This window comes from Streptococcus sp. D2 (genome assembly GCF_006385825.1).
GTDB lineage: Bacteria > Bacillota > Bacilli > Lactobacillales > Streptococcaceae > Streptococcus > Streptococcus shenyangsis.
On the sequence record NZ_VFSI01000006.1, the window covers coordinates 66,239 to 91,040 of the forward strand.

The following is a 24,802-nucleotide window of genomic DNA, read 5'->3' on the forward strand; positions in this document are numbered from 1 at the left end:
GTGTATAGAGCTTTTTTATGTAAACAATTCTTCAATTTTAGTTCAATATCAGAAAAAAGAACCTTGCAAAGCAAGATTCTTTTAGTGTCTGACTTAAATAATTGTTCTTCTGGGAACTAAATCGAATTAAGCTTCGATTTCTGTAACCATACCTGAACCAACAGTACGTCCACCCTCACGGATAGAGAATGTAGTACCTTGTTCTACGGCGATTGGGTGGATCAACTCAACGTCGATTGTCACGTTATCACCAGGCATTACCATTTCAGTACCTGCTGGAAGTTCGATTGAACCTGTAACGTCAGTAGTACGGAAGTAGAATTGTGGACGGTAGTTGTTGAAGAATGGAGTGTGACGTCCACCTTCTTCTTTAGTAAGGATGTAGACTTCACCTTTAAATTTAGTGTGTGGGTTGATTGAACCTGGTTTAGCAATAACTTGTCCACGTTCGATTTCGTCACGTTGAACACCACGAAGAAGGATACCTACGTTGTCTCCTGCAAGACCTTCGTCAAGTTGTTTACGGAACATTTCAACACCAGTAACAACAGCTTTTTTAGTTTCTTCTTTGATACCAACGATTTCGATTTCGTCGTTAACACGAACAGTACCACGGTCGATACGTCCTGAAGCAACTGTACCACGTCCAGTGATTGAGAATACGTCCTCGACTGGAAGAAGCAATGGTTTGTCAGTATCGCGTTCTGGTTCTGGAATGTACTCATCAACAGTGTTCATCAATTCCATGATGATGTCTTCGTATTTAGAGTCACCTTCAAGAGCTTTAAGAGCTGAACCTTGGATAACTGGAAGATCGTCACCTGGGAAGTCGTATTCTGACAAGAGGTCACGGATTTCCATTTCAACCAATTCAAGCAATTCTTCGTCGTCAACCAAGTCAATCTTGTTCATGAAGACAATAAGGTGTTTAACACCAACCTGACGTGAAAGAAGGATGTGCTCACGAGTTTGTGGCATCGGTCCGTCAGTTGAAGCTACTACAAGGATAGCTCCGTCCATTTGAGCGGCACCAGTGATCATGTTTTTAACGTAGTCCGCGTGTCCTGGAGCGTCGATGTGAGCGTAGTGACGTTTTTCAGTTTCGTACTCAACGTGCGCAGTGTTGATAGTGATACCGCGTTCGCGTTCTTCTGGAGCAGCATCGATAGACGCATAGTCTTTAGGTTGGTTAACTGATGAAGGCAAGCGACGTGCCAAAACAGTTGTGATAGCTGCAGTTAGGGTAGTTTTACCGTGGTCAACGTGTCCGATAGTACCAATGTTAACGTGTGGTTTACTACGATCGTATTTTTCTTTTGCCATTTGAGTAAAAGCCTCCAATAAAATATATTTTATAGATAGACAGTAGGCAATACAGTCTAACTTTCCTTACTATTTTATCAAATTTCAGCTAAATTGCAAGTGTTTTACAAAGTTTTTGTGAATTATTCTTAATCAGCTAATATAATCAGCACTTCTACTCCTATCACTATAAAAAGAAAAATCAGGGGGCTCCTGACTTTTACTTAGCTAATTCTATTTCTCGTTCTTTCATTATTTTATGATTTTCATACAAACAAGATAAGAACTTAGAAATTTCTTTTAAGATAGAATAGGTTGGTACTGCGACAATCATACCAATGACACCATAAATATTACTTGATAACAAAAGTAATACCAAAATCGTAATTGGATGAACCTTCATCACCCCACCTACGATTCGAGGGTAAAGGATGTTCCCATCCACTTGTTGAATGATCAGCATGTAAACAACTGCAATCAGCATTCTATGAGGATCAGTAAAGACATTTGCGACAATCATTGGAATCAAACCGATACTTGGTCCTACATAAGGAATGAGATTGGCCAATCCCGAAAAGATGGCAAAAACTAAAGCATATTTTAAACCGATAACGCTATATCCGATAAAGGCCAAACAGCCGATAATAAGCGCATCAATTGCGACTCCACTAATGTATCGAGCAATTGTCGCATTCAAATTTTTTAGCAGACCTGCAATATGCAACTTATCTCTCTTTAAAACAGTGCGCTCAAGCATCGGTAAAAATTTGTGACCATCTAACAAAAAATAAACCAAAAATACAGGGGTCATAATAATAATCAAAACGGTACTAAAGAGAGCTGATAGGACACTTCCGACACTATTGGTAACACTATTTAGGATATTTTGTAAAATATCTACATAGGATAGGTTTAACTGCTGAATAGTCGCTTGAATATCTAAATTTTGAAAGGCTGGATAAGTAGATAAATCCACAATCAAATCTTGTAAACGACTGTAGATAGTCTGGCTAGTCGCAATCAAGCTGGTCAACTGATTGACCAAAATCGGTAAGAGATAGACTACCCCAATAACTAACCCCCAAACCAAGGCACACAAGGTTAGTAGAATACCAAAGATACGATTAATTTTGAAATACTTTTGTAAAAAATTTACAATAGGATTAGTCAAATAATATAAAAAACCACCTAGAAGAAAAGGAATCATGATGGTGTTTGCGACGCTTACAAAAGGGGTAATAATCGCTCCCATCTCTCTCCATAAATAGAAGATGATTGTTAATAATAAAATCTCACTGGTCCAAAAAAATAATTTATTCTTACGAAACATGAGGTACCTCCATTCATCTATTTTACCATACTTTCAAAAAAGCTTCTTTCTTCTATCATGAAACTGGGAATATTTTTTTCTTTATGTTAGAATAAACTTACTATGAAAAAAATCATTTTAACTCTCCTAAGCCTATCCCTTATTGGCTCAGCATCTACTGTTGCTGCTCAAGATTTTAATGTTGCTGCAAAACATGCCATTGCTGTTGAAGCAAATACTGGAAAAATACTTTATGAAAAAGATGCAACTCAGCCAGTGGAAATCGCTTCAATCACAAAATTGATTACTGTTTACCTAGTCTATGAAGCCTTGGAAAACGGAAGTATTACACTATCCACTCCTGTAGATATTTCTGACTATCCTTATCAATTAACGACAAATTCTGAGGCCAGTAATGTTCCTATGGAGGCCCGTAATTATACTGTGGAAGAGTTACTTGAAGCAACCCTGGTATCTAGTGCCAACAGCGCCGCTATTGCCCTAGCTGAGAAAATTGCTGGCTCAGAGAAAGACTTCGTTGATATGATGCGGGCCAAACTCTTGGAATGGGGAATCAAAGATGCCACCGTTGTCAATACAACTGGTCTGAACAACGAGACTCTAGGAGATAATATTTACCCAGGGTCTAATAAAGATGATGAAAATAAGCTCAGCGCTTATGATGTTGCTATCGTTGCTCGTAACCTCATCAAAAAATACCCACAAGTCTTAGAAATCACAAAAAAACCTTCTTCTACTTTTGCTGGGATGACAATCACTTCGACCAACTACATGTTAGAAGGCATGCCTGCTTACCGTGGTGGTTTTGATGGACTGAAAACAGGAACAACAGACAAAGCTGGAGAGTCTTTTGTTGGTACTACTGTCGAAAAAGGAATGAGGGTTATCACAGTTGTTTTGAATGCAGATCATCAATCCAATAATCCTTACGCTCGTTTCACAGCTACATCTTCACTAATGGATTATATCTCTTCTACATTCACACTTCGTAAAATAGTGCAAAAAGGAGATGCCTATCAAGATAGCAAAGCCCCTGTACAAGATGGAAAAGAAGATACGGTCACTGCAGTGGCCCCAGAGGATATCTATCTAATTGAACGTGTCGGGAATCAATCTTCCCAATCTATTCAATTCACACCTGATTCTAAAGCAATCCCAGCACCACTTGAAGCTGGAACAGTGGTTGGTCATCTGACTTACGAAGACAATGACTTGATTGGTCAAGGTTACATTACCACAGAACGTTCTAGTTTCGAAATGGTATCAGAAAAGAAAGTTGAAAAAGCCTTCTTCTTAAAAGTTTGGTGGAACCAGTTTATCCGATTTATCAACGAGAAATTATAAAACATACTGAGCAGAAGCTTGCTCAGAATAGAAACAGACCAAAAACGCATAGTATCAGGGATTAAAACCTTGATATTATGCGTTTTATTGTGGTAATATTTACTTCGTTTTCTCCTGAAATTAATACTCTTCGAAAATCTCTTCAAACTACGTCAGCTTCACCTTGCCGTATATATGTTACTGACTTCGTCAGTTCTATCCACAACCTCAAAACGGTGTTTTGAACAACCAGCGACTAGCTTCCTAGTTTGCTCTTTGATTTTCATTGAGTATAAGTTCTAGCCCATCCTCTTTTGAGATATTTTATTCATTACTTTAGAAAGACAATTACTAATTTCCGTCGGCAAGACCACATAATGTTCTTGAGATAGTTCTTGGGCTATTGCTGAATGAAGATGGGTTGCTACTGCCACACGCTCGTAGAGACTGGCTTGTTTAAACTGGCCTGCAAATCCTGCAATCATCCCAGCCAGAGTATCTCCCATTCCCCCAGTCGCCTGATAGGGACCACCAACCTGTAACTGGTAATAATCAGATTGGCCAACTTCCCAAATACGAGTAGCTGGGCCTTTCTCCACCAAAATTGTTCCTTGAGGAAAGGAAGTCAGGGCACTAGCCGTTGCATCTTCCTTTTGCTTTTCAATCGTAATTCCAGACAGTTTTTCCCACTCCTTTTGGTGGGGAGTTAGGATAAGCTGACTGGAAGGAAATGACAATCTTGTTCTGGCAAGAATGGTCAGGGCACCACCATCTACAATCAAAATCTGATTTTGGCTTAAATTAACAAAGACTTGTTTTACTAGATTTTCTCCAAAAGCATCGTCTCGTAAACCAGGCCCCAGCAAGACAACTTCTGCCTTCTCCAATTGCTCTTTTAACAACTGCTGGTCTTGAAGAGAAAAGGCCATAGCCTCTGGTAAATGGCTGTGCAGAGCTGGAATATTTTCCCTATCTGTTCCAACAGTCACCAAACCAGCTCCACTTTTAACAGCTGCCAAAGCAGCCATGACGACAGCACCACCATAAGGATAAGTCCCACCAAGCAACAGAAGACGGCCATAGTCTCCTTTATGACTGGTACGAGAACGTTCAATAATGACTTTTTCTAGTAAGGTTTGATCAATCACTTTCATCGTTTTCTCCTCTCGCATTTATTATACAACAAAAAGGAGGGGCAAACCTCCTTTTATAATCTTATATCTAAAATTTAATATTCATTTCTGCCATTTTATATATAGCTATAGAAAATAATCGAATGTTTCTCTTATTTTCTATCCAATGTCCGAAGTGCTGCCTGATAAGTTTGCTCCATCAGCATAGTAATGGTCATAGGACCGACACCTCCAGGGACTGGCGTGATGTGGCTAGCAAGTGGGGCAACTGCCTCATAATCCACATCCCCACAGAGCTTGCCATTTTCATCTCGGTTCATCCCAACGTCAATAACAACTGCTCCAGGTTTAATAAAGTCAGCAGTCACAAACTTGGCACGACCGATTGCGACCACAAGAATATCCGCTTTTGCAGCCACCTTGGCAAGATTATGGGTGCGTGAGTGAGTCAAGGTCACTGTCGCATTCTTGGCCAACAGAAGCTGGGCCATGGGTTTTCCAACAATATTGGAACGACCGATGACGACAGCATTTTTACCTTCCAAGTCAATCCCATATTCATGAAACATTTCCATAATTCCTGCAGGTGTCGCAGGAATCATGACTGGATGACCAGACCAGAGACGCCCCATGTTTAAGGGATGGAAACCATCCACATCCTTTTCTGGGTCAATGGCCAACAAAACTGCCTCTTCATCAATATGTTTTGGTAATGGCAACTGGACCAATATCCCATGCCAAGCTGGATCTTGATTGTATTTAGCAATCAAGTCTAACAATTCCTCTTGACTAATTGTCTCTGGAACTCGCACTACTTCGCTACGGAAACCAGCCGCAAGAGCTGACCTCTCCTTGTTGCGAACGTAGACTTGGCTGGCTGGATTGTCCCCAACCAAAATCACTACCAAACCAGGCACTAGACCTGTTTCTTCTTTTAGTTTTGCAGTCTTTTCAGCCAACTGTCCTTGTAATTTAGCTGCTAAATCCTTCCCATCAATAATCTGTGTCATATCACTTCTCTTTTCTTTCAAATATCTTCCATTATACCAAAAACTGCCAACACCCTCTAACACTTCTTTCCTAGGCTATCCTATAGTTTCAAACTATAAGAAAAAGCTCTAGTCGAGCTTTTCACTAATCTATATTTTATATATAAAGTTGACTGCGAACAACTCCACAAAGCTAACTTATAAAACCTTACTCAAGAAATCTTTAGTCCGTTGTTCTTGGGTTTGTTCAAAAATCTGCTCAGGTGTTCCGTCTTCAACAACCACACCGTCTGCCATAAAGATGACACGATCTGCCACCTCACGGGCAAATCCCATCTCATGTGTTACGATAACCATAGTCATTCCTGACTTGGCAAGGTCTTGCATAACAGCTAGAACTTCTCCAACCATCTCAGGGTCCAGGGCTGAAGTTGGCTCGTCAAAGAGTAAAACATCTGGTTCCATAGCTAAACCACGCGCGATGGCAATCCGTTGTTGCTGACCACCTGACAAACTCTGTGGATAAGCAACTGCCTTATCTGGCAAACCAACTTTTTCCAAAAGCTCTTTGGCCCTCTTCTCAGCCACTGCCTTGCTCTCACCTTTGGTCTTGATAGGTGACAAGGTGATATTTCCCATCACAGTCATATTAGGAAATAGATTGAATTGTTGGAAAACCATGCCCATCTTCTCACGCATGGCAAACAGGTCATTCTTCTTGTCCGTAATATCGACTCCCTCAAAGATAACCTTCCCCTTGCTTGCTTCTTCCAACAAATTCATAGAGCGAAGCAAGGTAGATTTCCCGCTCCCTGAAGGACCGATGATAACGACAACCTCTCCTCTTTTAATTTCGAGGTTGACGCCTTTCAATACTTCATTCTTTCCAAAGGATTTATGTAAATTTTCAATTTTTATCAAGGTTTCTGTCATTATTTCTTATCTCCTTGTCCCATACGTTTTTCAAAAGCTTTCAAGGCTACGGTCAAAATAGAGGTCATAATCAAGTAGTAAAAGGCTGCAAATAAAAGTGGTGTCAAAGGCAAATAGGTTGTTGTAGAAACTGTTGTAGCCCCATTCCACAACTCCATAACCCCAATAGCTGATAAGAGGGAACTATCCTTGATAATGGTAATAAATTCGTTCCCCAATGCTGGCAAGATATTTTTGATTGCTTGTGGCAAAATCACATATCTCATAGCATTTTTAGGACGAATCCCTAGCGAATAAGCCGCTTCTAGCTGACCTTTTGGAACTGCATTAATCCCAGCACGAACAGTCTCAGAAACATAAGCACCACTGTTCATAGAGATAATCAAAATCCCTGGAATCAGACGAGAAAGATCAACACCTAAAATTCCAACCTGAATAGTCGGAGCATTGATGTGCATAAGGGCAAAGGCAATCATAATCTGAACCATCATCGGTGTCCCACGGAAAATCCAAACGTACAGGTTGGCGAGCCAAACAAGCGGTTTAAACTTTGAACGTTGCCCAAAAGCCAAGACAACACCCAAAATAGTTCCCAAAAAGACAACACAGATAGAAATGAGAACCGTCACGACAGCCCCATAGTTAAAATAAGGTAAATACTTAGGCAAAAAAGAAAAATTCATAGTCACACTGCTTTCTAAAATAGAATACTGTATGATTATAACATAGGTTGAATTAAAATTCAAACTTTTTATCTGATTTATTCAAAAAAACTTAAAACTAGTAGATTTAGCGAGAAATCTTAGTTTTTTCTAGGCAAGTTGGCCTCCTTTATGGTAAAATAGTAACGATAAGAAATGAAGGAGAATCAAAATGGAATCACATTTGGTTAGAATCATCAACCGCCTTGAAGCAATGGCAAAAGACGGCGGAAATTTAAAACGTAATTTTGAACGCGAAGGAGTTGTTGTTGCAGAAGTTGCATACAGCCACGACGAAGAAAACGGCTCAATCTTTACCCTTCGTGATGTAGAAGCTCGCGAAACTTATACTTTTGATAGCATTGACTTGATTGCAATGGAGATTTACGAACTCCTTTACTAATCTAAAACTAGTCGGGATTACCCCTGCATGTCTAACCAAAATCCTTTTTGTCTCACAAATAGGATTTTTTTATAGTCCAAATCCACAAATATTTTCATTGTAACAACTTCTCAAAGCTGCAATCTTTTTACTTGCTTTACACCCCAATCCTGTTATAATGAGAGTATAGAAATTTGACTATTTTTGACCTTTAAATAGGTCAGGCTAAAGAAAGAAATGAGGTAGAGGTATGCTTTGTCAAAACTGTAAAATCAACGACTCAACAATTCATCTTTATACCAATCTCAATGGAAAGCAAAAACAAATTGACCTCTGTCAAAACTGCTATAAGATTATCAAGACAGATCCTAATAATAGCCTCTTTAAAGGTATGACGGATCTGAACAATCGTGACTTTGATCCATTTGGTGATTTCTTCAATGACCTAAACAATTTTAGACCTTCTAACAATACTCCTCCGACTCCCCCAACTCAATCAGGTGGAGGTTACGGTGGAAACGGCAGTTATGGTTCCCAAAATCGTGGACCTGCTCAAACTCCGCCACCAAACCAAGAAAAAGGCCTGCTGGAAGAATTTGGTATCAACGTAACTGAAATTGCCCGTCGTGGCGATATCGACCCCGTTATTGGACGCGATGATGAAATTATTCGTGTCATCGAGATTCTCAATCGCAGAACCAAGAATAATCCTGTTCTTATTGGCGAACCAGGTGTCGGAAAAACGGCCGTTGTCGAAGGTCTAGCTCAGAAAATTGTCGATGGCGATGTTCCACATAAACTCCAAGGTAAGCAAGTCATCCGCTTGGATGTGGTTAGCTTGGTTCAAGGAACAGGTATCCGTGGACAATTTGAAGAACGCATGCAAAAACTCATGGAAGAAATTCGCAAACGTGAGGATATTATCCTCTTTATCGATGAAATCCATGAAATTGTCGGTGCAGGTTCTGCAGGCGATGGCAATATGGATGCTGGAAATATCCTCAAGCCAGCCCTTGCTCGTGGGGAACTGCAACTGGTCGGTGCCACTACCCTCAATGAATACCGTATCATTGAAAAGGATGCTGCCTTAGAGCGTCGTATGCAGCCTGTCAAAGTTGATGAACCAACAGTGGAAGAAACAATCACTATCCTCAAAGGGATTCAAAAGAAATACGAAGACTACCACCACGTTCAATATACCGATGCTGCAATTGAAGCAGCTGCAACTCTTTCCAATCGCTACATACAAGATCGCTTCTTACCTGACAAGGCCATTGACCTCCTAGATGAAGCAGGTTCTAAGATGAACTTGACCTTGAATTTTGTAGATCCTAAAGTGATTGATCAGCGTTTGATTGAGGCTGAAAATCTCAAATCTCAAGCTACACGAGAAGAAGATTTTGAAAAGGCTGCCTACTTCCGTGACCAGATTGCCAAGTATAAGGAAATGCAAAAGAAAAAGGTCACAGACCAAGATACACCTATCATCAGCGAGAAAACTATTGAGCACATTATCGAGCAGAAAACCAACATCCCTGTTGGGGATTTGAAAGAGAAAGAACAATCTCAACTCATCCATCTAGCCGAAGACCTCAAGTCTCATGTTATTGGACAAGATGATGCTGTCGATAAGATTGCCAAGGCTATTCGCCGTAATAGGGTTGGACTTGGGACCCCTAACCGCCCAATCGGAAACTTCCTCTTCGTCGGACCAACTGGTGTCGGTAAGACAGAACTTTCCAAACAACTAGCTATCGAACTCTTTGGTTCTGCTGACAGCATGATTCGCTTTGATATGAGTGAATATATGGAAAAACACAGCGTAGCTAAGTTGGTCGGTGCCCCTCCAGGTTATGTCGGCTACGATGAGGCTGGGCAATTAACTGAAAAAGTTCGCCGCAATCCATATTCTCTTATTCTCTTGGACGAAGTAGAGAAAGCCCATCCAGATGTCATGCATATGTTCCTTCAAGTCTTGGACGATGGTCGTTTGACAGATGGGCAAGGACGTACCGTTAGCTTCAAGGATGCCATCATCATCATGACCTCAAATGCAGGTACAGGTAAGGCAGAAGCCAGCGTTGGATTTGGAGCTGCTAGAGAAGGACGTACCAACTCTGTTCTCGGTGAACTCGGCAACTTCTTTAGTCCAGAGTTTATGAACCGTTTTGATGGTATTATCGAATTTAAGGCTCTCAGCAAAGATAACCTCCTTCAGATTGTCGAGCTCATGCTAGCAGATGTTAACAAGCGCCTCTCTAGCAACAACATTCATTTAGATGTAACTGACAAGGTCAAGGAAAAGTTGGTTGACCTCGGCTATGATCCAAAAATGGGGGCACGCCCACTTCGTCGTACTATTCAAGACTATATTGAGGACGCAATCACTGATTACTACCTTGAAAATCCAAGCGAAAAAGACCTCAAGGCAGTTATGACCAGCAAGGGCAAGATTCAAATCAAATCTGCCAAAAAAGCTGAAGTAAAAACTTCTGAAAAAGAAAAATAAATTCTATAAAAAAGGAGTAGAAAATGAAATGTTTCTGCTTCTTTTTTACTAAAATAACTGTAATTTCTTGACAGCTCGACCTTTGTCCATTATGATAATAATAACGATACTAGATAATGAGGAAAATGCAATGGCAAACCCAACTTTCGGAGAAAAAAAATCGAATACAGACTATGTTTCACGTTACGGTGTATATGCGGTTATTCCAGACGCTGAACAAAAACAAATTGTTCTTGTTCAAGCGCCTAATGGTGCTTGGTTCTTACCAGGTGGCGAAATTGAAGCAGGGGAAGATCATCAGGAAGCCCTAAAACGTGAATTGATTGAAGAGCTTGGATTCACAGCTGAAATTGGTGTCTATTACGGACAAGCTGACGAATATTTCTACTCTCGTCACCGTGATACCTACTACTACAATCCTGCCTACCTCTATGAAGCAACTTCTTTCAAGGAAGTTCAAAAACCACTAGAGGACTTTAATCATATTGCCTGGTTCCCTATCGACGAGGCTATTGAAAATCTTAAACGTGGTAGCCATAAATGGGCCATCCAGTCTTGGAAAAAACAGCATAAGATTGACTAAACCAAGCTACTTTATTCAAAAAGTGCTATAATAGAATTAGAAAATCGGAGGAAATATTATGAAGCTTATCAATACGACAAACTCACACTCGCAACTTGTAAAAAGCCAGCTAGAGAGTACAGATGCAACCCTTGTTGAGGTCTATTCTGCTGGAAATACAGATGTTATTTTTACCCAAGCTCCGCTTCACTATGAAATCCTCATCTCAAATAAACACCGTGCTATTCGAGAAACTGAAATCGAAGCCATCCAAGAGTTTTTCTTGAAACGTAAAATTGATAAGGACTCTATTGATGAGGCCAATATCAAAACACTCTACTCAGAAAAATTAATTGGGATTTCGATTCCAACCAAGTAAAGAAGTTAAGTAAAAACTCGATTCGAGAAAAAATCCAGTAAGCCTTTCCATAATAAAACGCATAGTAGCAAAGTTTCTACACCTGCTATTATGCGTTTTTATAATTTTGAAGTCTATTGCTAATCAATGAAAAATCAAAGAGCAAACTAGAAAGCTAGCCACAGGTTGCTCAAAGCATAACTTTGAAGCTGCAGATAAGACTGACGAAAGCAATGGCATATATAAGGCAAGGCGAAGCTGATGTGGTTTGAAAAGATTTTCGAAGAGTATAAAACACTGTTTTGAGGTGGTGGATAAATCGGCTGGGAAAAAACTCAATCTCAGGAGAAAATGAAGTAAATCTCCCCAAAACTATAAAAAAGATTTGATTCTGCTTCTCACACAATCAAATCTTTTTATTATTTTAGAAACGAATTGTTTCACGTGTTTTCTCATATGAAGTAACAAAGCGGTTGGTTACACCAGGCTCTGCCACTTCCAATGCTTGAGAAATCTTGTCAAATGAAGCGCGATAATCAAATTCTTTTTCAAAAATATCTAAAGCTTCATTAAAGGCTTCTTGAATACGTTCATCAAATGAGCGGTAGCGGTTAGAATATTGTAAAAGTTGCTCTGTCAAGGTTGCATACTGTACAATATTATAAGTTTCCGCCTCAAGCTCTTCCATATCCTTCGTTGCAATTTCAAGAATACGGTTAACTGATTCTATATTGACTAAGTTTTGCTCTAATTCAGCCATTAGATCTTCCGTATTATTACTTGCTGTAAAGAATAACTTCAAGAAAGTTTGTGGAATACCAGGTAGGTTCCGTTTTTCCATATATCTCTTGATTGTATGGAGACGATTAACATATACATTTGCTTTTTGACGTGCATTGATATCATCTTTCTCAACTCGTGCGAGACGCTCACTAACTGCAATTTGTTCATCTTCAATCTCTTTAAGATTTTCCTGCAGAGATTCAAGTTTTTCTTCAAGAATTGAATATGCTTGAGTTGCTTCATCCTGATCCGAAATCGCTTCAATAATAGCAGTCTCAAAGCTTTCTAATTCGGACTGTAAACGACGAACATGACTTGCGTCCGACTCAGAAAGTAAATAGTTTTTACTCAAACGCTCAATGTCTTCTATCAATAAAGCATTATTTTCCTTCATGTGCTGCAGATAAGTAGGAAGTGTTGCTACTAAACCTTCTACTACTTTCTGTGCCGCAATTTCTCTTGTAAAGATATCATAAAGTGCATTAATCTCTTCTTGGATTTGAGTATTTTCGTACTCTGCATTATCCAATTCTAGTTTCGCAATATTCTCATGATTTTTCTTGAGAGCTTCATAAAGCAGTTGGAAACGCGCTTCAATATCCGTTTCAGCAAAATGATAATTAGCATCTAAAAGCTTACGGTAGCCATCTTCTAAATCTTCTAGTTGATCTGGTAGGTCTTTAGATAATGTTGCTACAATTGCTGGGATACGATCAACAATATGTGTCAAAGCCAAGATATGATTTTCAGCATTATCCAAAATCACAGCAGCTTCTACTGGGTCACCAGACGAATTTAAAGTTACAAACTGAGAAAACTCTGATTGGATATTTTCCAATTGTTTTTCGATTTCAGACAAACCTTGTCCATATTCTTCAGAATGATCAGCAACTCGGTGTTGCAACTCTTCAAACAAGTCCAAGGTATGAAGAACACGTCCACTATTTTTAGACTCTTGTTTCTCCAAATCTGCCAAGGCGTTGCGAATTGCCGCAATATCTTCTTCAATCAAGGTAATTTGGCTCTCAATTTGATCAATTTGATGACTGGCTTTGAAAAAACGGAATGAGTTATTGTAGCCTTCTGCCTCGAAAAGATTATTTTCGATATCGGCAAAAGAATTAAGAGATAAATCAACCCATTTTTGATTCCATTCACGGAAAGTCACCTGACTTTGTCCAATCAAGTGCATATTTTTTACAGCTTCAACTTCATCATTAACCGGAAGATTATAAAGCTCTTCTTTTTTCTCTTCTAAAATTGCTAATTTACTTTCATTGCGCTTCCTTACATAGATTGCGATAGCATAGGCAATGACCAATAAAACTGCAACTGCAATTATTAAATAAATTACTAGTGTAGCAGACATATTAAACTCCTTTTTTACTTGAAACAATCGTAACGATTATATCATATTTTTTATACCAAGGGAACTACTTCTCCCTATTTTTAGACATCAAGTGTACTATAGACAGCATTTTCTTCAATAAACTCACGACGAGGCTCTACTCGATCCCCCATCAACATATCAAAGATTTTATCTGCTTCTGCAGCATCATCCACAGAAACTCTAGCCATTAAGCGATGTTCGGGATCCATGGTTGTTTCCCATAACTGATGGTCGTCCATTTCACCTAGACCCTTATAACGCTGAATAGTCGGTTTGGTACGACCTTCACTATAACAGGCCAAGGCTTCTTGGAGTTTGATTTCTTGATCTGCTCCTGGCTGGATATATTCTTTAATCTCGCTTCCAACCTTGACACCATAGATTGGTGGTTGGGCGATATAAACATAACCAGCTTCTAGAATTGGTTTCATATAACGATAAATCAAGGTTAAAAGAAGGGTACGAATATGAGCACCATCGACATCGGCATCGGTCATCAAAACGAGTTTTTGGTAACGGGCTTTTGAAACATCAAATTCTGCACCGAATCCTGTTCCCATCGCTGTGAAAAGACTACGAATTTCTTCGTTGGCTAGAATTTTATCCATACTTGCCTTTTCAACGTTCAAAATCTTACCGCGAATCGGAAGGATTGCCTGAAATTCACGGTTACGACCAGATTTGGCTGATCCACCAGCTGAGTCTCCTTCGACGATGAAGAGTTCTGTTTCAGCAGGATTGTTAGAAGAACAGTCTGCTAGTTTCCCTGGAAGGTTGGAAATTTCCAAACCAGATTTTTTACGAGTAACTTCACGCGCACGCTTGGCAGCCACACGAGCCTTAGCAGCTAAAATCCCTTTTTCCACGATACGCTTGGCGATCTGTGGATTTTCCATGAGGAAATCAGAGAAGGCATCACTGAAGAGGCGATTGGTAATCTTGACTACTTCGCTGTTTCCCAGTTTGGTCTTGGTTTGTCCTTCAAATTGTGGATTTGGGTGTTTAACCGAGATAACTGCAGTTAATCCTTCGCGGACATCTTCACCTGTTAAGTTGTCTTCATTGTCTTTCAGTAACTTATTCTTACGAGCATAATCATTGATAACACGAGTCAATGCCGTACGGAAACCTTGCTCATGCGTTCCACCTTCATGGGTATGAATATTGTTGGCGAAACTCATGACATTTTCATGGTAACCTGTTGTGTACTGCATGGCTACCTCAACTGTGATATCATCCATCTCACCGTCTGTATAGATTGGTGTCTCAAAGATAACATCCTTGTTCTCGTTGATGTACTCAACGTAACTAGCAATTCCACCCTCATAATGGTAATGCTTGGTTTGTTCCAAACCTTCACGCTTATCTGTAATGGAGATTTGAAGACCTCGATTTAGAAAGGCCAACTCTTGAATCCGTTTATTTAATTTATCGAAATCAAAGGTTGTTGTTTCCGTAAAGATTTCTGGGTCCGGTATGAAGTGAACCGTTGTTCCAGTTCTATCTGTATCTCCAACCACCTCAAGGTCTGCGACAACATGACCACGACGGTATTCTTGGTAATAAATCTTACTGTTTTTGTGGACATGAACATCTAACTGAGTGGAAAGAGCATTAACTACTGAAGACCCCACTCCGTGAAGACCACCTGAGACCTTGTAGCCACCACCGCCAAACTTCCCTCCAGCGTGAAGGACAGTAAAGACAGTCTCAACGGCAGGTCGACCTGTTTTTTCCTGAATATCGACTGGGATACCACGCCCATCATCGACAACAGTAATCGAATCATCTGGCTCAATAAAGACTTGAATATGGCTGGCAAATCCTGCCAAGGCCTCGTCAATTGAGTTATCAACAATTTCCCAGACTAGATGGTGAAGACCTTCTTTTGAGGTTGACCCGATATACATCCCTGGACGCATACGAACAGCCTCTAAGCCCTCTAAAACTTGAATTTGACTGGCATCATAATTCTGTGCCTGCAGATTTTTGATTTCTTCTGTCATCTTATTCCTTTTTCTTACATGTCTAATACTTGTCTTAAATTCACGATACTGGTAAACAAGTGGGTATCCAGTCCAGCGGCTTGCCCTGCTTTAATATCAATCGGCCGATCACCAATAACAAGACCAGAGCTAATCTGATACTTTTCTCTTAAATAAATCATGGACTCAGGATTTGGCTTTCTCTTAAAACCTGAGCTAGAAGTGACTACTTCTGTAAAATAGGTTGCTATAGAGGTTTTTTCTAAAATTTCCAAGACCTGATCATTTCGATGAGAAACCAAAAAATGACGCCCACCTTGATTTGAAATGTCTGCTAATAAGTCAGAAACTCCATCAAACAAAATCGGGTGTTCAAGCTCTCTGGCTTCATTTTCCTTGTATTTTTCTAAAAAATGCTCTAAGTCGGGAGCGAATGTCTTAATCGCAAAATCAGTAGAAACCTTTAAAGCTTGATAGACACTGTCATGGTCTTTTCTGATACCATACAGCGCTAAAGTTTCAACAAATGCAGCTGTTGAAGCTTCATAATTATCCAGTAAAGTGCCACCTAAATCCCAGATATAATCGTGATATTTCATAGCTTTCATTATACCATTTTTTCCTTAAAAAAGCGATGATTTCTCTGAGTTTTCAGCATAAAAAAACGAGAGTTTGACTCCCGTTTTACTGATTTTTACCAAAGACATCTCGATAGAGCATTCCTGTTCGTAAAGTCTCTGCGTCTCCTCCTAATTGCTCCACCAACTCATAGGCAAAGGCAAGGGCTGTAGAGGGACCTCGACTGGTTGTCAAGTGACCATCTACCACTACTGTTTCCTTGACGTAGTGACCATCAAGGATTTGCTCTTGAACACCGTCATAACAAGTGTATTCCTTGTTTTTCAATAGCCCTGCTTGATTAAGGGCAATTGGTGCCGCACAAATGGCTGCTAGTTTCTTCCCTTCTTGCTCGAAGCTTTGCAACTCTTGAATCAAGGCCTGATTGTCACGCAAATGTGCAGAACCAGGCATCCCTCCAGGAAGGACAATCATGTCATAGTCTGATAAATCACCATCAAAGACACGATCTGCTCTTACTTGGATTGCATGTGAACCCGTCACTTGTTCTTCAAAACCAACCATATCACAAGTGATATTTGCCCGACGCAAAACATCCACAACTGTCAAAGCTTCAATTTCTTCAAAGCCCTGAGCTAACATAACTGCTACTTTAACCATGATTTTCTCCTTATTTGATTCGTTTTAAAACAACCTTTTTCCGTTTGAAAGGGACTTTTCCACTCTTTTCTTCAGCTAGATTGGTTTGATAACTCATCGATAAAAGCAAGCCAACACCGATCAAGTTACTGATAATAGCCGATCCCCCTTGCGAAATAAAAGGCAGAGGAATCCCAGTCAAAGGAAGCAAGCCCGTCACAGCGCCGATATTCTCAAAGATGTGGAAAAGTAACATCATAATCAAACCTGTGGAAATATAGGTGTAGAACTGGTTATTTGATTTGAGAGTAATCTTCAACATACGGTAAATGAGCATGAGGTAAAGGGCGATAACAAGGACAGAGCCAATAAAGCCAAAATCTTCTGCGATCACCGTGAAAATCATATCCGACTCACGAACTGGAATAAGCAGATTCGAAGCATTAAAACCTTGACCAAATAAGCCACCACTCCCAATGGCAATCTGTCCTTGAGCCTGCTGATAAGTCGTTGTTTGGGCAAAGTCAAATGGATTGAGCCAAGCCAAAATTCGATTAATTTGGTAGGTCGGCATTCCCAGTTGATGGAGAAAAGCACGACCGCCCTTACTGATAAAAATGGCTAAGAAACCAGCAACTCCTGTTCCAGCAGTCACAAATACTGGAATAATAATTTTCCAAGAAACTCCTGATAGTAAGACGATTCCTGAGAAAATGGCTACAAAAACCAAAGCCGTCCCCAAGTCACTTTGAAGTGCCAAAAGAACTAGGACTGGAATGGTAAAGACAATCATCCAAAAAATTAATAAAAAGTCCAGAGGAACTGTACGTTGCCATTCCTTATGTTTCTTTGTAAATTGGACAATGACACGGGCCAACATGAGGATATAGGATATCTTCATAAATTCTGACGGTTGGAATAGGGTAATTCCATTTATTGATACCCAGTTTTTGGCACCCGTTGATGCAACTAAGCTTGGATTATAAAAGACGATCGGCAAGACCATAAGTCCCAAGCCTAACATATATAGAAAAGGGGTCACTTTCCAAAGAAATTCTGTATTAAAGAGCATGACCACAAAACCAATCACAAGCCCCAAGGCAATCCAGGCGACCTGCTGCCCTAAAATGGGCAAAATATTATTTGGATAATCATGACTAACAGCTATATAGATAGCCACCACGCCAATAACCAGTAGAAAAAATACTGGCAATAGCAAACTATAATCGACTCTAGAGTCGAGAGAACGTTTCATATACACTAACCTTATACTTTCATACAATACTATTTATCAAAGTTCATTTAAAAATCTATCAACAGCCTCATCAACTTCGGATCGAGAGACGGTTTTAACAGTCGCTTCTTTTGCTAGAGATGCTACTATCTGCTTGCCATATCGTTTTCCGACGATTCTTCTATCCAGAATGAGGGTTAAAGAACGTTGGTGTTCGCGTCTCATACTTCTTCCCAAAGCCTGTTTTAAACGAATAATGGCCATTGGCAATTGATAATCATAAAAGGCATTTTTCCCTTCTTGATTCAGTTCCTGATTGATCTTTTTCGTCAAGGGATCTTGGGGATTTTGGAAAGGAAGTCTCGGTACAACCTGAATCACAAAAGGATGACTTGAAAAATCGACTCCTTCCCAAAAACTTGCTGCACCAAGCAAGATTTGTTGTTCTCCCTTTTCAAAGCGTTTCTTCAGTTGATGAACATCGCCATTTTTATACTGGGCCAGATGGCTAACTTGAAGTAAATCCGATACTGCTAGAAGCATATCTTTAGCAGTAAAGAGAACTAAAATCGGTTGCTGGAAAGCTTGAATTTCCATCAGCAAATCAGTTACCTCCTTGGCATAGACTTCTAAGGAGGTTTCTGTTACCAAGGGGAAATCTTTGACCAAGACCACTTCTTGATCCTGTTTTTTACCAGCTTCAATCTTAACAAATTTGGCTTCGGGATAACCTAACAGGTCTGCCAAAGAAACTCTTTGACTAATCTCAAGAGTGGCCGACACTCCCAAGACTTGACATGAATCAGGCACTAAGGAAGATAGAAGAATACGGCCTGATTTTGTAGAAGAAATCTGAATTTTCTTTTGACTCGTTTCAGTTGCTTCAAGCCAGTAATCTCGGTCAGCTGTAAAATAGCGGACCAGTTCCCCAAAGCCTTCTGCCTCTAATTCTGAAAAATACTGGCGGAGATTGGCCAGAGAATCCAAGATATTTTTCCTAGATTTGCCAGACTGAAATTGTTCCATCAAGTAGATGCACTCAAAGCGAATACTTTCTAGTATTCGTTGTTGAACCCTGTTTTCTTCTCCTACTAAAGCCTTATCAAGCAAATCAACAATAGACTGGATATCGTAGGTCTCTTGAAGCAGATTTTCTAGAGCCAACAAAACTTTTTGGACTTCATCAATAATCAATAAACGGTCACTGACAAATTCAGGATTATCTTCAAGTCTAGTTACAAGATAGGCATGATTGGTCACTAAAAGCTTGCAGGTTTGTGCCCTTTCTTGACTACGTTTCCAAAAATCTTCCGTCACAAATAAGCTCTTGGACGATAAATTCCCATCATGACGAAGGTCTGTTAGAAAATGTTGGTAACGGTAGAGTTGCCCGATTTCATCCAAATCCCCCGTTTCTGTCTCTGTCAGCCAGACCAAGACTTGCATTTTAAAGCGTCTAAATAAGCGATTTTCATCATTTTCCTGCAAGGAACGATAAAAGGCATCCAGCTTCAGATAATTGTGTGGTCCCTTTAAAGAATGAATATCTGTATGGAATACTTCCTTGAGACGTTTACCTTCTTCTTCCATGATTTGATTCTGAAGAATCTTTGTCGGAACACTAAGAACAATTTGTCGCTCTTTCACTTGAGATAAAGCGGGTAAGAGATAGCCATAGGTTTTCCCAATTCCTGTCGGTGCTTGAATTAATGAGACAGGCTCATCTTTCAATAGCAAGCCAACCTCTTTAGCAAAACTTTCTTGCTCATCCCTCACTTCAAGGTTCAATAGAGAAATATTTTTAGAAAAATCTTGAGATAGTTTTCTTGGCTCCAGGGGAGCTGTAGTTTTCTTGAAATACAATCCTTGAACTTGGACCAATTCTTGTGAACTCAGGATAGATTGGCTGCGATACATCTCTTCAATAACCAGGTAGGACTCATATAAGAGAGCGTCAGCCATTTCCAGCAAGCGTTCCAATAGACCTTTAGGAAGCTGGGCAATCTTTTCCCGTAGAAATAAAAGTAATTCCGCAGTAGCTTGGGCATCTGAAAGGGCTGTGTGGGCGTGTTTTAGAGGAATTCCTAATTCCTGACACAAAATCGGCAAACTATATTTTTCCAGTTCTGGGAAAAAGACCTGGGCCAATTCGACCGTATCAACACGAGGATTTCTTAGCTCATATCCTTCGAAAAATAAATTTTCCGCCAAAAGATTGGCATCAAACTGAACATTGTGGGCTACAAAAATCCCATCCTCCACCAAGTCAAAAATGTTTCTGGCAACTTGCGAAAAATCAGGTGCTTGCGCCAGACGTTGGTCTGTCAATCCTGTCAGTTCTTTGATATGAGCATCTAAGGGTTCATGTGGATTGACATCCGTCGTATAGTGGTCGACGATTTTCCCATCCTCAATCACGACAATTCCCACTTGGATAATTTTAGCCTTACTACCTGTGCTAGTTGCCTCTAAATCCACCACAACATAGCGATTACCAATCGTTTTCATTATAAAAAATTATACCAAAAAAAGGGCCATTTGGCACCTGCAAACATGGGATAATTTTCAAACTCAAAAAGGTCACTTTTCTTAAAAATCCCAGCAGATAGATCATCCTAGCCTACTGATTTTTTGAAAATATTGGAGAATAAGAAAAATTGAGAGAAGAAACATTTGTATCTTTCTTCTCTCAACTATCCATTTGCTTTATTTAACCATGTCAGGATCGTAGTCATAAAATCCTGTATCAAGGAAACGGTTTTTAGGGTGTAACTTGCGCACTTCTTCATCTAGCAAGAAGGCTTGGTCATGGCTAAAGTTACCCTCTTGGATCAAGCTACGCGCTTGGATAAAGAGTTTTGCAATCTCAACAAAGTTCTGACCAGGAGTGTAGAGCCCTTCTAGTTTCCAGTGAGTGAAACCATGCTCTACCAATTCTGTCAATTTGGTCATCAAATCAAGGTCATTGTTAGCAAAGATGTGGGTCCCATGATTGTCTTCAAAAATAGAGTAATGGCTCTCAGGATCACTTGGTTCAGCCAAGAAGAGGTCACGCTTGCGAGTCTTTTCATCATCGATATGCGTAAAGTTATAGTAGTTTTGCAAGAGCGGACGTTTAGAATGATGGATAACACTAGCACCGTACACCAAAACTTCGGCAGGAATTTCCAAAATCTCTGGCATTTTGAAAAGTTCAGCTGATGGAATTTCACGCGCCAAAACAGCCTCAGATGCGCCAGCCTTTTGTCCCCAGAAGTTAATCTGACGACTGCTTGTTACCATGGTTGAAGCATCGTAGATGGTTTTAAAGGAATAACCATCGCGATTGACCACATAAAAGACACCTGCATCCCCAATCGTAATGTAGTCTGTCTTGATTTCTTCCAAGAAATCTAAGAAAGGCTTGATACGGTCCATCATATCTTGGTGCATGAGGGCGTTAACCGCAACGATCAATTCCTTACCAGCATCATGAACCAGCTTAGCGATTTCACGCAATTGGTCATGACTAAACGTTGTTGGCAGACGAAGGCCAAAATCTTTCTCACCAACATAGATACGGTCTACGCCAACTTCGAGCAGTTGTTTAACTTGTTCAATACTTTCAGCAGTTGCTGTAATGATAATCTTTTCCATAAGAAAAATTATACCATATTTCTCAAAAATCAGCCAAGACTTATCAGAGTTTTACAAATAGGAATTATTTCCGTAACTTCCACTTGACTCACCAAAGTGGAAATTAGTTTAATACTCTTCAAACCACGTCAGCTTTATCTGCAACCTCAAAGCGGTGCTTTGGGCAACCTGAGGCTAGCTTCCTAGTTTGCTCTTTGATTTTCATTGAGTATAAAACGGCTTTTTATAAGAATAACTAGATGAAAGGCAAACCCAGAAGCATGAGAGAGCTCGCCAGTAACAATTTACTTTGTACACTATCCATAAATAGCAAACATCTCAAACTCCATTAATCTTCAAAACATCATAGATAAAATCTAGTCCAAAATTTAAGCAATTGATGCTGTAGGATTTATACATTGTTATACATTACTAGTCGTTTTGTTTTTATGATAAGAAAAATGGCATAGAAAAACGAGTATCTCCATCTACGGAAATACTCGTTTTTTGATAGTTAGAAGTGGTTTTTTGCTCAGATTCATTTCTTTTTATAAAATTTATCAAGCAAGCGACCAACTAGCTCATCTTTTTTCTATTTCTGTCAATATGCGTGACAAGTAGTAATGATAGCCAAAAATAGCAAGAGCAAGCAAGAGGATAAGAACTCCTACTCCCAAGCTGATGGCAAGGATAGTGGAGAGAGACTGAACCAAGAATAAGCTCCCTATTACAAGGGCCATTAAGATTGCACTATAAACCAAAATCAAAACAATTGCTACTATACGATTTGAACGGTTCACCAAGTCCGTAATACTACTCCAATTGGTTGACAGATTTTTTACGTCCTTAAAGTAATTGTGGCAAGAAAGGATGACACTGGCAAGGTTCCAGACTACCAGAAGGTAAATCATCGAAAGGATGGGCAAGCCTAGATAGAGAGAAAGGCCAAGTAAAGTCAGAACTGGTAAAAAGGACTGGACAGCAAAGATAATCCAAAATTTCACTTTCACATAACGAGCAAAGTCAAAGGGTAAACTCTTAAGAAAATCAACATTTTCCCTCTCCAAGGACAAGGCAATTGAATGCAGGCTGGTGATATTGTTATTGACAACTGCTATAAAGAGACCTATAAAAAACAAGGGTAACCAGAATGGAGGATGAATGTCCGGAACTATCTGAGAATCTCGGATGTTGGAAATCAGACCGATCATCATGAGATAAGGAAGGAAAGCACTTGTAAAAAGCACTGTAATCACGCCAGTTCCCTGTCCCAAGAGGGTGAGGTGGTAGCGTAAAACCATACGGAAAAAGCCCTTTTTATTAGTAGTTGAAATTCTCTCCTTATTGCGACGTTCTTTTTTAACCTTCTCCTCACTATTAAGCAGGATAACGTCATAAAAATGAGGAAAAACCTTCTTTTTGGTCAGGTAAAGCAAGAAAACAGTTAAAGCTATCCAAGCGAGCAGACCCAGTATGGCTTCTGTCGAAAAAGGCTCCACTGCTATTTTGTAAAAGATATGAAGAGGATAAAGGAGAAATGGAATGTCTCTAACTTTGTCAACAATACTTCCAAAAGTCGACTGTAGAAAGAGGACAAATATTAAAGGTATGAGAACTCCTATTCCAATCATCACATTCGAAAAAATAGACTGATACTTTCTGAAGACCGTAGTCTGAGCCAAGAAATGTACTGCCACTACCATCACTAAAGTAACAGAGACAAATAACAAGGCCAAGGACAGCAGCATCAAAGGCAAGCCCAGCCAAAGAGAAGGAGCTAGCCTAATATAGAGGACTAGAAAATAAGCTAGGATTGGTACAATTCCAGCTAGAGCTGGCAAGAGAACAGACAGTCCTTTAGCAATTATAATCTCTGATTCTTTAAAGGCATAGGGTCTATACGATACCAAATCCTTACTCTCATAAAAGACATTGTAAAATGCAGTGAAAGAAGTTGAAAAGGCAAGCACCAGTAAAATAGCAACCATGGTACTAAAAAAACTTGGCCTTTCCTCAAAAGGAAAACGAAAGGCTATATTTATAAACATGATGAGCATCAAGAGACTGGAAAAAATGTAAGAACTTAGGACTCTAGCGGAAACATTTACTTTTTTTCCAGGATTTTTAGCTTGCTTCTTTCGTAGGTTAGCCAGATTAGCTTCTTGAGATGAATAGAGGATATTGATATCAACTAATTTTTTAATGACCTTGAGACGCATCTGAAACCTCCTCTTTTCTACCTGCAAGACTAAGGTAGATACTTTCCAAAGACTGGTCTGGGTGGTCTTTTCTCAAGTCCTCCACCTTACCACAATAAATCAAATGCCCCTTTTTCAAAATGGCAATCCGATCACAGACTTGCTCGGCCACCTCTAGGACATGGGTTGAAAACAAGACCGTCTTGCCCTTTTGTGCATGTTCCTTCATCATCTGTTTCAAATCAAAGGCAGCCTGGGGATCCAAACCAGTCAAGGGTTCGTCCAAAACCCAAATATCAGGATCAGACAAGAGTGCCCCAATGACAAAGACTTTCTGACGCATTCCGTGAGAAAGGGTTTCAATAACCTGATAGCGGTTTTCAGCAAAGTCAAAAACACTCAATAGCCTAGCTAGACTAGACTCCAAGTCAGAGTTAGTCAGATCATAGGATGAGGCAAGCAATTCCCAAAATTCATTGGCCGTTAAGCGTAAAAATAAGTCAGGCGAGTCTGCTACGTAGCCAATCTTTCGTTTGATAGCCAAGCGATTTTCCGATAAATCCTGACCATCTACCAAAATACGACCACTGCTGGGTGAAATGATACTGACTAAGGATTTTATAGTGGTCGATTTTCCAGCACCATTATGGCCAATCAAGCCCATAATCTCTCCATTTTCAATCTGCAAATTGAGATTGCTCAAGGCCTCTTTATCACCATACAACTTACTAACATTTTGAAATTCAATCATGAGAAATCTCCTCTCTTTATCTATGTAATTTACTATAATTATAGCGCTTTCATTTTAAAAATCAACATTTTATATAAAATAGTCAAAAACTTATTATTCAGTTTTA

Annotated in this window: 20 protein-coding genes; 5 read left to right on the forward strand and 15 right to left on the reverse strand. The window is 39.7% G+C overall.

All coding sequences use genetic code 11. The features are described 5' to 3' along the window. Window positions 1-126 precede the first annotated feature (126 nt). Window positions 127-1,323 (reverse strand): elongation factor Tu, encoded by a 1,197-nt coding sequence (tuf, locus tag FJR73_RS04960; RefSeq protein ID WP_075567734.1) that lies wholly within the window; start codon window positions 1,321-1,323, stop codon window positions 127-129. 199 nt (window positions 1,324-1,522) lie between these two features. Continuing rightward, entirely contained in the window at window positions 1,523-2,632 is a 1,110-nt protein-coding gene (locus FJR73_RS04965; RefSeq protein ID WP_140833679.1) for an AI-2E family transporter, read from the reverse strand. 102 nt (window positions 2,633-2,734) lie between these two features. Here FJR73_RS04965 and pbp3 point away from each other — a divergent pair, with 102 nt between their 5' ends. Continuing rightward, window positions 2,735-3,976 (forward strand): D-alanyl-D-alanine carboxypeptidase PBP3, encoded by a 1,242-nt coding sequence (gene pbp3 / locus FJR73_RS04970; RefSeq protein WP_140833681.1) that lies wholly within the window; start codon window positions 2,735-2,737, stop codon window positions 3,974-3,976. Between the two features lie 278 nt (window positions 3,977-4,254). Here pbp3 and FJR73_RS04975 read toward each other — a convergent pair whose 3' ends face one another. The 4 genes from FJR73_RS04975 to FJR73_RS04990 all read right to left on the reverse strand — a co-directional run bounded on the left by FJR73_RS04975 (window position 4,255) and on the right by FJR73_RS04990 (window position 7,693). Beyond that, the gene (locus tag FJR73_RS04975; protein WP_140833683.1) at window positions 4,255-5,109 is read right to left on the reverse strand and encodes an NAD(P)H-hydrate dehydratase; all 855 of its coding nucleotides are present in this window, start codon (window positions 5,107-5,109) and stop codon (window positions 4,255-4,257) included. Between the two features lie 131 nt (window positions 5,110-5,240). Beyond that, window positions 5,241-6,098, reverse strand: coding sequence for a bifunctional methylenetetrahydrofolate dehydrogenase/methenyltetrahydrofolate cyclohydrolase (locus tag FJR73_RS04980; RefSeq protein ID WP_181146605.1), 858 nt, complete (start codon window positions 6,096-6,098; stop codon window positions 5,241-5,243). Window positions 6,099-6,275: 177 nt separating this feature from the next. Further along, window positions 6,276-7,010, reverse strand: coding sequence for an amino acid ABC transporter ATP-binding protein (locus FJR73_RS04985; protein WP_140833687.1), 735 nt, complete (start codon window positions 7,008-7,010; stop codon window positions 6,276-6,278). Then, entirely contained in the window at window positions 7,010-7,693 is a 684-nt protein-coding gene (locus tag FJR73_RS04990) for an amino acid ABC transporter permease (RefSeq protein ID WP_001011642.1), read from the reverse strand. The genes FJR73_RS04985 and FJR73_RS04990 overlap by 1 nt, the downstream gene beginning before the upstream one ends. Window positions 7,694-7,883: 190 nt before the next feature. Here FJR73_RS04990 and FJR73_RS04995 point away from each other — a divergent pair, with 190 nt between their 5' ends. From FJR73_RS04995 to FJR73_RS05010, 4 genes are all read left to right on the forward strand, one after another. After that, a complete protein-coding gene (locus tag FJR73_RS04995; RefSeq protein WP_000443570.1) occupies window positions 7,884-8,114 on the forward strand; it encodes a DUF1797 family protein in 231 nt (76 codons plus the stop codon). A gap of 229 nt (window positions 8,115-8,343) precedes the next feature. Continuing rightward, window positions 8,344-10,602: an ATP-dependent Clp protease ATP-binding subunit gene (locus FJR73_RS05000; protein ID WP_140833690.1), complete on the forward strand. Its 2,259-nt coding sequence runs from the start codon at window positions 8,344-8,346 to the stop codon at window positions 10,600-10,602. 130 nt (window positions 10,603-10,732) lie between these two features. After that, window positions 10,733-11,185 carry an NUDIX hydrolase gene (locus FJR73_RS05005; protein ID WP_140833692.1) on the forward strand — a complete coding sequence of 151 codons (453 nt, stop codon included), beginning with the start codon at window positions 10,733-10,735 and terminating at the stop codon, window positions 11,183-11,185. Between the two features lie 58 nt (window positions 11,186-11,243). Further along, window positions 11,244-11,543 (forward strand): DUF1827 family protein, encoded by a 300-nt coding sequence (locus FJR73_RS05010; RefSeq protein WP_000767198.1) that lies wholly within the window; start codon window positions 11,244-11,246, stop codon window positions 11,541-11,543. A 403-nt stretch (window positions 11,544-11,946) separates the two neighbouring features. Here FJR73_RS05010 and ezrA read toward each other — a convergent pair whose 3' ends face one another. The 9 genes from ezrA to FJR73_RS05060 all read right to left on the reverse strand — a co-directional run bounded on the left by ezrA (window position 11,947) and on the right by FJR73_RS05060 (window position 24,696). Beyond that, a complete protein-coding gene (ezrA, locus tag FJR73_RS05020) occupies window positions 11,947-13,674 on the reverse strand; it encodes a septation ring formation regulator EzrA (protein ID WP_060805840.1) in 1,728 nt (575 codons plus the stop codon). A gap of 80 nt (window positions 13,675-13,754) precedes the next feature. Beyond that, window positions 13,755-15,701 (reverse strand): DNA topoisomerase (ATP-hydrolyzing) subunit B, encoded by a 1,947-nt coding sequence (gene gyrB, locus FJR73_RS05025; protein WP_140833694.1) that lies wholly within the window; start codon window positions 15,699-15,701, stop codon window positions 13,755-13,757. Window positions 15,702-15,715: 14 nt separating this feature from the next. Further along, a complete protein-coding gene (locus FJR73_RS05030) occupies window positions 15,716-16,279 on the reverse strand; it encodes an HAD family hydrolase (protein ID WP_025170890.1) in 564 nt (187 codons plus the stop codon). A gap of 85 nt (window positions 16,280-16,364) precedes the next feature. After that, a complete protein-coding gene (locus FJR73_RS05035) occupies window positions 16,365-16,919 on the reverse strand; it encodes a DJ-1 family glyoxalase III (RefSeq protein ID WP_140833697.1) in 555 nt (184 codons plus the stop codon). A gap of 10 nt (window positions 16,920-16,929) precedes the next feature. Then, window positions 16,930-18,153, reverse strand: a complete 1,224-nt coding sequence (locus FJR73_RS05040) for an FtsW/RodA/SpoVE family cell cycle protein (RefSeq protein ID WP_140833699.1) — start codon at window positions 18,151-18,153, stop codon at window positions 16,930-16,932. A gap of 36 nt (window positions 18,154-18,189) precedes the next feature. Next, a complete protein-coding gene (locus tag FJR73_RS05045; RefSeq protein ID WP_140833701.1) occupies window positions 18,190-20,640 on the reverse strand; it encodes a bifunctional DnaQ family exonuclease/ATP-dependent helicase in 2,451 nt (816 codons plus the stop codon). 198 nt (window positions 20,641-20,838) lie between these two features. Further along, window positions 20,839-21,768 (reverse strand): peptidase U32 family protein, encoded by a 930-nt coding sequence (locus tag FJR73_RS05050; RefSeq protein WP_140833703.1) that lies wholly within the window; start codon window positions 21,766-21,768, stop codon window positions 20,839-20,841. Between the two features lie 560 nt (window positions 21,769-22,328). Next, a complete protein-coding gene (locus FJR73_RS05055; RefSeq protein WP_140833706.1) occupies window positions 22,329-23,966 on the reverse strand; it encodes a hypothetical protein in 1,638 nt (545 codons plus the stop codon). Next, complete coding sequence (locus FJR73_RS05060; protein ID WP_140833708.1) at window positions 23,947-24,696, reverse strand: ABC transporter ATP-binding protein; 750 nt, start codon at window positions 24,694-24,696, stop codon at window positions 23,947-23,949. The genes FJR73_RS05055 and FJR73_RS05060 overlap by 20 nt, the downstream gene beginning before the upstream one ends. Between the last annotated feature and the right edge of the window lie 106 nt (window positions 24,697-24,802).